The organism is Parafrankia sp. EUN1f, assembly GCF_000177675.1.
Lineage (GTDB): Bacteria > Actinomycetota > Actinomycetes > Frankiales > Frankiaceae > Parafrankia.
Map to the genome: position 1 here is coordinate 1 of NZ_ADGX01000248.1, position 8,571 is coordinate 8,571.

Annotated in this window: 6 protein-coding genes and 1 rRNA gene; 1 reads left to right on the top strand and 6 read right to left on the bottom strand. The window is 72.5% G+C overall.

The genetic code is table 11. The features are described 5' to 3' along the window. Nucleotides 1-456: transposase (locus FREUN1FDRAFT_RS36630; protein ID WP_006545467.1), on the top strand; the 456-nt coding region annotated here is incomplete at its 5' end. A 372-nt stretch (nt 457-828) separates the two neighbouring features. Here the strand turns inward: FREUN1FDRAFT_RS36630 and FREUN1FDRAFT_RS36635 are convergent. The 6 genes from FREUN1FDRAFT_RS36635 to rrf all read right to left on the bottom strand — a co-directional run bounded on the left by FREUN1FDRAFT_RS36635 (nt 829) and on the right by rrf (nt 8,564). Beyond that, complete coding sequence (locus tag FREUN1FDRAFT_RS36635) at nt 829-3,279, bottom strand: CoA transferase (protein WP_157475781.1); 2,451 nt, start codon at nt 3,277-3,279, stop codon at nt 829-831. A gap of 98 nt (nt 3,280-3,377) precedes the next feature. After that, nucleotides 3,378-4,205 carry a crotonase/enoyl-CoA hydratase family protein gene (locus FREUN1FDRAFT_RS36640; protein ID WP_006545469.1) on the bottom strand — a complete coding sequence of 276 codons (828 nt, stop codon included), beginning with the start codon at nt 4,203-4,205 and terminating at the stop codon, nt 3,378-3,380. 74 nt (nt 4,206-4,279) lie between these two features. After that, the gene (locus FREUN1FDRAFT_RS36645; protein ID WP_006545470.1) at nt 4,280-5,464 is read right to left on the bottom strand and encodes a hypothetical protein; all 1,185 of its coding nucleotides are present in this window, start codon (nt 5,462-5,464) and stop codon (nt 4,280-4,282) included. After that, the gene (locus FREUN1FDRAFT_RS36650) at nt 5,461-6,198 is read right to left on the bottom strand and encodes a Zn-ribbon domain-containing OB-fold protein (RefSeq protein ID WP_006545471.1); all 738 of its coding nucleotides are present in this window, start codon (nt 6,196-6,198) and stop codon (nt 5,461-5,463) included. Before FREUN1FDRAFT_RS36650 ends, FREUN1FDRAFT_RS36645 begins: the two co-directional genes overlap by 4 nt. Before the next feature lie 73 nt (nt 6,199-6,271). Further along, nucleotides 6,272-7,726, bottom strand: a complete 1,455-nt coding sequence (locus FREUN1FDRAFT_RS36655) for an aldehyde dehydrogenase (RefSeq protein ID WP_035957314.1) — start codon at nt 7,724-7,726, stop codon at nt 6,272-6,274. Nucleotides 7,727-8,447: 721 nt separating this feature from the next. Next, nucleotides 8,448-8,564: ribosomal RNA gene (gene rrf, locus FREUN1FDRAFT_RS36665) — 5S ribosomal RNA — on the bottom strand. Nucleotides 8,565-8,571 lie beyond the last annotated feature (7 nt).

Consider the following 8,571-nt stretch of genomic DNA (forward strand, 5'->3'; position numbering starts at 1 on the left):
CGCCGCCGCGGCACCTGCCCGCAGGGCCAGACCAGCTCGACGTGGAACCCGTGCCGCCAACACACCACCGACGTGATCGTGGCGACCTGGACGAAATCGACCTGCGGCCCCTGCCCGGTCCGGGACCTGTGCACGAAAGGCCAACAGCGCCACATCACCCTCCGGGACCGTGCCCTCCACGAAGCCACCATCACCGCGAGGGCCGAACAGACGACCGACGAGTGGAAACGCCGCTACGCCGCCCGGTCCGGGATCGAGGGCACCATCCGCCAGACCACCCACGTCACGGGCATCCGGACCGCCCGCTACCGCGGCCTGCCCAAGACCAGCCTTGAACACAACATCGCCGCAGCCGCGATCAACATGATCCGGCTCGATGCCTACTGGACCGGCAAGCCCCTCGACCGGACCCGCGCCACCCACCTCACCCGGCTCGACCTCACCCACGCAGCCTGAATAAACCAGCAGGGTCCCTGGTTCCCGGAGCCCGGAGCCCGTCGCGGAATCCCGAGCTTCGGGCTTCCGCTGATGCCGCTGCTCCCGCGCAAGAAGTGAGGATTCTGGCTGCTGAAACGACCGAAACCTTCACTTCTTGCGGATCGTCAAGCGACTCCGCGTCCCGTTTGCGCCTATTGATGTGAATTGCTGGCGCTGCGCGGCGGCGCGGGATCCCCGGTAGATCGCCGTGCGGCGGGTGGGCACAGACCACCACGCCAATATCGGTGGCCCCGGATCCGCCACTTCTCGGGATTTTGCCAAGGGGTTTACATCGGTCCCGAGATTGGTGGGATGGGTTTCCGGTGGCAACGCCAGTCGCGATGACACTGTCTAGGTCAGGGCAGGCTCGGAGGGCGGCTGCAGGACGCCGGCCGCGGCGAGGCGGTCGATCTCGTCCTCGGTCAGCCCCAGCAGGGTCCGGCAGATCTCCCGGGTGTGCTCGCCCGGCACCGGCGCCGGCCGCAGCGGCGGGTCCGCGATGGTGGAGAACCGTGCGATGCGGGCGTTCGCCGGCACCGGCCGGGACAGCAGCGGGTGCTCCAGCGTCCGGAACGACTGCCGTGCGACCAGCTGCGGATCGGTCAGCTCCTCGGGCAGCCGGACCATCGCGCCCGCCGGGACACCGGCCTCCTGCAGAATCGCGGTGACCTGCGCGGGCGTGCACTGCGCGGTCCACCGGGCGATCAGCTCCTCGACCTCGGCCCACCTGGCCCGCCGCCCTCCGGCGGAGGCGAGCTCGCCCACCGCCAGCTCCGGCCGGCCGAGCACCGTGGTCAGGCGGGCCCAGTGCTCGTCGCCCCGGACGTCGACCACGCACCACTCGTCGTCACCCGCGCAGGGCAGCACCGCCGCGAACATGTTCCCGGCGCCGCCGTCCACCGTTCCCGGGGCCACCGTTCCCGGGGCGAGTGACTCGGCCGCGAGGGCCGGGCCCAGGGGCATCACGGCGACGTCCGCCTGCGCGGTCTCCAGCGCCGCGCCCCGGCCCGAGCGGGCCCGCCTGATCACCGCGGCGAGCGCGGCGACGGCCGTCACATGCCCGGCGATGTGGTCGGGGTAGACCGTCGAACCGTCGCAGTACGCCTGGCTGTCCGTCTCGGCACGTGTCGGGTCCCGCCACAGGGCGGAGACACCGCAGGAGGAGCGGACCAGCGGACCGTAGCCCATCCGCCCGCTCCATGGCCCGCGCGAGCCGAAGGCGCTGCTGTCGGAGACGATGATCCTCGGGTTGATCTCGGCGAGCCGGGCGTGGGAGAGGCCCAGCGACTCCAGGGTGCCGGGCTTGAAGTTCGCGGCGACGATGTCGGCGTGCCGCACGAGCTCCCGGAACAGTGCGGCGCCCTGCTCGCTGCGCAGGTCGAGACCGAGACCGCGCTTGTTCCGCTGGCCCCAGGCGAAGGACGCGTTCATCCCGCCGCCTCTGCGGGTCTGGCGCAGGCCGTCCGGGAAGGCCTCGTTCTCGATCTTGATGACGTCGGCGCCCTGGTCGGCGAACAGCCGGCCGAGCTCCGCGCCGAACACGATCACCCCCAGGTCGAGCACGCGCAGGCCGGCCAGCGGCCCGTCCGCCGGATCCCCGGGGATGCCCAGGTCGAGCTCCGGCCCCCGCTCCCCTGTTCGGTCCGGCGCCCCGCCGCCCAGCGCCCCGCCGCCCGGCACCGCTTCGTCCAGGAGCAGCTCGGTGTGTTCGCCGAGGTTCGGGGCGCGGTGGCGCAGCCCGGCGCGCACGCCGTCGATCGAGACGTAGCCGGACGGAACCCTGGCCCGCAGCCCCTCGGCGATCTCGGCGTCGATGAGGGTGCCGGTCTCGGCGAAGTGGTCGGCCGCCAGCACCTCGCCGGGGGTGAGCACCGCGGCGATCGGGACCCCGCGCCGGGTCCCCTCGGCGACCAGCTCGTCGCGCCGCACGCCGGCGAACAGCGCCCCGATCAGTGGATGCAGCCGGTCGGCGGCGGCGAACCGGGCGGGGATGGTGTCGTAGCTCGGGTCGGCGAACTCCGCCGGCTCCCCCAGCCAGGCGAACATCGCCCGCCACTGCCGCCGGGAGAGCAGGCAGATCCGCACATGCCCGTCGGCGCAGGGGAACACGGGGTAGAAGGCGCTGGCGTCAGGACGGTCCCGGGGGAAGCCCTCCGGCCGGCCGGCGGCGGCCGATCCCTGGGTACCGAAGCCCGGATCGAACCCGTGCACGACCGCCTCGTGCGCGCAGACGTCGACGAGCTCACCGGCACCGGTCCGCAACCGCCGGACATAGGCGACCAGCGCCGCCCAGGCGGCGTGCACACCGACCGTCTGGTCGACCAGGCCCGCCGGCGGCAGCACGGGGCGGGACCCGGGCAGCCCGGAGCGTGACAGCACACCGCCGAGTGCTGCGAGCACCGGCTCGGTCGCGGTGAAGTCCCGGTAGGGCCCCGACCGGCCGAACGCGGTGATCGAGACGATGACCAGCCGCGGATGCCGGGCCGACAACGCCTCGGGTGTCAGGCCCCGGGCCCGCGCGATCCCCTCACCGGACGAGTCGAGCAGGATGTCGGCCGTGCCGGCGAGCTCGTGCAGCCGCTCGCGGCCCGTCTCGTCATCCAGGTCGAGCACCAGCCCGAGCTTGCCCGCGTTGCGCAGCGCGAACGCGACCGGCTCCGCACGGCCCGGCGAGCCACCGGGCGGCTCGATCCGCAGCACCTCGGCGCCGAGGTCGGCGAGGTAGCGCCCACACGACTGCGCCGCTCCCTCGGTGAGATCGAGGACGCGCACCCTCCGCAGCGGCAGCGTACGCGCGGCGATCTGATCCGCGATCTGATCGGTGGCCGGCCGCGCCCCGATCGAGGTCGCCCCGGTCGAGGTCGCCGCGGTCCAGGCCGCCGCGGTCCAGGTCGCCGCGGTCAACGTCCCGTCCACTTCGGCTCACGCTTCTCGGCGAACGCCCTCGCGCCTTCCTTCCCGTCCTCGCTGCTGAAGACGACGTCCACGGCCTGCTTGTTGATGCGCCAGACCTCGCGCTCCCAGTCGGAGCCGGCGGAGCCGGTGACGTGCATGACGCGCTTGCTCTCCTGCACCGCCACCGGGGCGTTCGCGGCCACCGTCCGGGCGAGCTCGAGGGCGAGCTCCAGGGCCGTGCCGGCGGGCGCGACCCGGTTGACCAGGCCCAGCTCGTAGGCCCGGGCGGCGGAGATCGGCTCGCCGGTCAGCACGGCCTCCAGCGCGATCTTCATCGGGATCTGGCGCTGCAGCCGGATCACCCCGCCCGCCGCGGCGAACAGCCCACGCCTGACCTCCGGCAGCCCCAGCGCGGCGGTCTCGTCGATGACGGCGAGGTCGCAGGCCAGCATGATCTCCGTGCCGCCGCCGAGCGCGAAGCCGTTGACGGCGGCGATCGTCGGCTTGCCGACCCAGTGCTGGGCGATCCCGGCGAAGCCCCATTCGGGATGCTCGACGTCGTCGACCCGGTTGCCGGCGGCCAGCTCCTTGAGGTCGGCGCCCGCGCAGAAGGCACGGCCCGCCCCGGTGATCACGATCGAGCGGACCTCGGGGTCGGCCTGCGCCTGCTCGAGCGCGGCCCCCGCATCCACCGACAGCCGCGCGTTCACCGCGTTGAGCGCCCGCGGGCGGTTCAGGGTGACGACACCGACGTGGCCGTCGTGACGTGTGAACAGCGCCGCGGGCTCCTCGCCACCGGCGTCGGTCACCAGGGCGGACGGATTCGTGGTCATAGTGGTCAGTCCCCTTCGGTTCTCGTCCGCCCCGCCGGCTGACACAGCGGTCGAGAACAGTCTCGATGCGACGATCACCGGCCGGCGAGGGTTCGCTGCGACCCGAGCAGGGTCGCGCTCACCAGCGGTGCCATCGGCCCTCCCAGCAGCAGCGAGAGATCCGCACCCGGCACCTGGTTGACCGACGTCCCGCGGATCTGCCGGACGGCCTCCAGGACCAGCCCGATCCCGTGGACGAACCCCTCGGCGATGTTGCCGCCGGCGGTGTTGATCGGCAACCGCCCGTGTGGAGCGGTGAGGTTCTCGACGGTCATGAACCGCCCGGCCTCCGGCCCAGGCGGGCACAGCCCCAGGTCGATCAGCGCGGCGACCGCCGGCCCGCTGAAGTTCTCGTACACCTGGACGACGTCGACCTCGCCGGCCTTCACCCCGGCCCCGTCCCACAGCCGCCGCACCAGCTCGGGGTGGAACCCGGCGCTGGTGTAGCTCGTCTCGTTCTCCGCGGACTCACTCCAGCCGCGAGTCGCGCCCTGCACCCCGGACAGGATGAACGCCGGCCGCTCGACGAGCTCACGGGCCCGCCGCGCCGAGGTGACGACCACCGCGGCCGCCGCGTCGTTTTCCCGGGAGCAGTCGTAGAGCCGCAGCGGCTCGGAGATCCACCGCGCGTCGGCGTAGACCGCCGGGTCGAGCGGACGTCCGTAGGCAACCGCCGCCGGGTTGTTCTGCGCGTGCGCGTAGTCGGCCCGAACCAGGGCCTCCAGCGCCGAGCGCGGCACCCCGTCGACCTCCAGCAGACGCTGCGTCCGCAGCGCGCAGATCTGCGCCGGGGTGAGCAGGCCGTGGCTGTGCAGCAGCGGCGGGAAATGCCCGCGGCCGTAGCTGCCGCGCCCGTCGTCGACCTCGGTGATCCCGCGGTAGACGACGACATGCTCGGCCTGGCCACACGCCACCGCCGCGGCGGCGGCGTTCACCGCGGCCGCGACCCCGCCGCCACCGCCGCCCCACACCATGGTCGACCAGCGGATCTCGTGCACCCCCAGCGCCGAGCCGACCGCGATGCCCTCGTTGGAGTCGTTCGCGTACGACACGAACCCGTCGAGTGAACGCGGGTCGAGCCCCGCGTCCGCACAGGCCGCCAGCACGGCCTCCAGGGTCAGCCGCAGCGCGGAGGCAGGTGCCGTGCCCCGCTTGCGGTAAGGGGTGGTACCGATCCCCACCACGGCCGCGGCGCCGTACAGCGAGCCGCTCGTCGTCAAGAGATCCTCCAGCGCAGCAGCGGAACCGCGGCCGGTGAGGCCGGCGGGTCGAACTCGCCCCTGACGGGCAGGCCGATACGGAGGTCGGCGCCGTCGGCGTCGCGCAGCACGCCGAGCACCCGGCGCCCGCCCGCGGCCGGCAGCTCCACGAGCACCACGACGTACGGCAGGTGTCCGCGCACCTCGGGGGCGAACGGCTGCCAGGTCCTGGTCCAGGAGAAGATCCGGCCTTCCGGCGCCACCACCGGCCACTCCAGGTCGAAACCATGACAGGCCGGGCAGATCGGCCGCGGCGCCCAGATCCACTCGCCGCACCCCCCGCAGCGTTGGATCCGCAGCTCGCCCTCGCGCGCCGCCGCCCAGTACGGTTCGTCCGGCCCGCCGAGCTCGACCGGTGCCAGCACCGGCGGCGTGTCGGGCACGTTGCGGACGTCCGAGACCCGCCAGCCCTGCGGCAGGCGGATCCAGCGCGACCGCAGCACGATCCGCTCACCGTCGACGCCGCTGTAACGGATGTGCGCGGTCATCAGCCCGCCGTCGCCCGGAGCGATGCTCAGCACCTCCGAACCCGACATCCGGTCGGGCAGCGCGGCTGAGGCCACGAGCTGGCCGATCCGGTCGGGCCGGAAGTCGGCGAGCGTCGCCCGCTGGTCGCCCGCGGCGACGACCTGGCCGTGCCGCTCCACCACCGGCGGCAGGTCCGCCGGGACGCCCGGGGCGATGTCAGCGCCCATACCTGGCTCCTTCGTCGTCATTTCCGTCCTGGCACCCGCGCCGGGAGCGTCCTGGCACCCGCGCCGGGAGTGGTCAGGAGAACAGCGGCTCCATGCCCGGGGTGAGGTTGACCGTCTTGAGCTCGTAGTAGGAGGCCACCGCCTCGGCACCGGTGTCGCGGCCGATGCCCGAGCACTTCACCCCGCCGAACGGTGCCTCGGTGTTGTAGGTGAAGGAGTTGACGCTGAACGTGCCGGTCCGCACCCGGTGGGCGACGTCCGCGGCGCGCTGCGGGTCGGCGGTGAACACCGCGCCGTGCAGGCCGTAGTCGGAGTCGTTGGCGATCGCGACCGCCTCGTCCACGGTGTCGTAGGCCAGCACCGTGACGACCGGGCCGAAGATCTCCTCACGGGCGATCCGCATCGTGTTGGTCGCGCCCGTGAACACGGTCGGCTGCACGTAGCAGCCCTTCTCCAGGCCCTCGGGCACCCCGCCGCCGGTCGCCACGGTGGCACCCTCGGACCGCCCGATCCCGATGTATCCGAGCACCCGTTCCTGATGCCGCCGCGACACCAGAGGGCCCATCGTGGTGGACGGGTCGAACGGGTCACCGACCACGAACGACTCCGCGGTCGCCACCAGCGCGCCGACGACCTCGTCGAACCGGGTGCGCGGCACCAGCACCCGGCTGAAGGCCGCGCACACCTGGCCGGTGTTGAAGAACGAGCCGACCGCGAGCCCCGCCATCGTCGTCGGGATGTCGGCGTCGTCGAGCACGATCGCCGCCGACTTGCCCCCGAGCTCCAGCTGGAGGCGTTTGAAGCTCGCGCCGCCCTCCCGGCCGATCTCCCGGCCGGCCGCCGTCGACCCGGTGAAGCTGACCTTGTCGACCTCCGGGTGCGTGACGAGCGCCCGGCCGGTGTCGGCTCCACCGGTGATGTAGTTGAACACCCCGGGCGGCAGCCCCGCACCGGTCAGTGCCTCAGCGATGTGGAAGCCGTCCAGCGGAGTCTCCGGCGCCGGTTTGTACACGACGCTGCAGCCCGCCACCAGCGCCGGGATGATCTTCCCGATCGCCATGTTGAACGGGCCGTTCCACGGCGCGATCGCCGCGACCACACCCACCGGCTCACGCACCACGGCCGCCGGGCCGTACATCGTCTGCCTGACCTCACTCAGCGGGCTCTTCCTCGCGACGTCGAGGAAGAACCGGCCGGCGCCGAGAGCGGCCGGGATCTGCATGCCCGCGATCGTCGTCGGCAGCCCCATCTCCGAAGTCACGAGCCGGCCGATCTCCCCGAGCCGCGGTTCCAGCGCGGCGAGGGCCGCCTCGAGGACCTCGGCCCGCGCCCCGGGCGACCGATCCCGCCAGCTGCCCCGGGTGAACGACTGCCGCGCCGCCCGCACCGCGGCGTCGACGTCCTGCGTGCCCGCGTCGGGAACCTCGCCGATCACCTCCTCGGTGGACGGCGACACCACCGAAATGCGGGCGGACGAGGCCGGCGTGCGCCACTCACCATCGATCAGGAGCTGGTCCCCAGTGGTCATCTGTGTCATCCCTTCGGCTCGGCATACGTCACGGCTCACCGCGCCGAGCGCCGGCCGGTCGAGTCGTGTCGAGGCCGCGGCAGGCCGTCCGGGACGTCGCACCTTCACCACCCGTTCCGCTCGTTCGCCGGACGGACGGAGGTGGCGCAGACCTGGAACCTCGCCGCAGTGATCATCCATAGATGAGCCTAATGCCTTTAGGTAAATGTGTCCATAGCTGTGCTCACGAGCGGCAGTCAGCCGCGGATCACACCGATCGCGCGCCGTCGGAACCCACGATCATCGCCCGCGGATCACGCCCGCGACCAGCGCACGCCGCAGGTGGTGGGCGCGCGGCCGCCGTAGCCGACCGCACGATGTGCCGGCATCCCGTTGCCGCAGGGCGAGGATCCGATGATCGCGGCTACCAGGGAGTCGGCAGCGAGACCCAGGGCGACGGCAGATCCGGCGATGCCGCCGCTTCCGACGACGCCGCCGCCGCTTCCGAGCAAGAACAGAAAACTTCGGCTGCTGCAACAGCCGAAATCCTCAGATCTTGCGGATCACCAAGTGGCACCCTGTCCCATATACACCTATAGGCATGGATCGCCGGTGCCGGGCGGCGCCGCAGCATCCCCGGCGGACCCGTCGAGCACCGAGCGAGCGGGTCCTGTGGTGAACGCAGAAATACCGATGGGGCTGCCCCCGGCCCTAAAGCCAGAAACAACCCCATCGGAAAGAAGTCCGGCGGCGTCCTACTCTCCCACGCGGTCCCCCGCGCAGTACCATCGGCGCTGAAGGGCTTAGCTACCGGGTTCGGAATGGAACCGGGCGTTTCCCCTTCGCCAAAGCCACCGAAACACTAT

Coding starts and splice junctions, on each gene's coding strand:
- FREUN1FDRAFT_RS36640 (WP_006545469.1), bottom strand. CDS start 4,205: ATGACCACGAATCCGTCCGCCCTGGTGACCGACGCCGGTGGCGAGGAG.
- FREUN1FDRAFT_RS36650 (WP_006545471.1), bottom strand. CDS start 6,198: ATGGGCGCTGACATCGCCCCGGGCGTCCCGGCGGACCTGCCGCCGGTG.
- FREUN1FDRAFT_RS36655 (WP_035957314.1), bottom strand. CDS start 7,726: ATGACCACTGGGGACCAGCTCCTGATCGATGGTGAGTGGCGCACGCCG.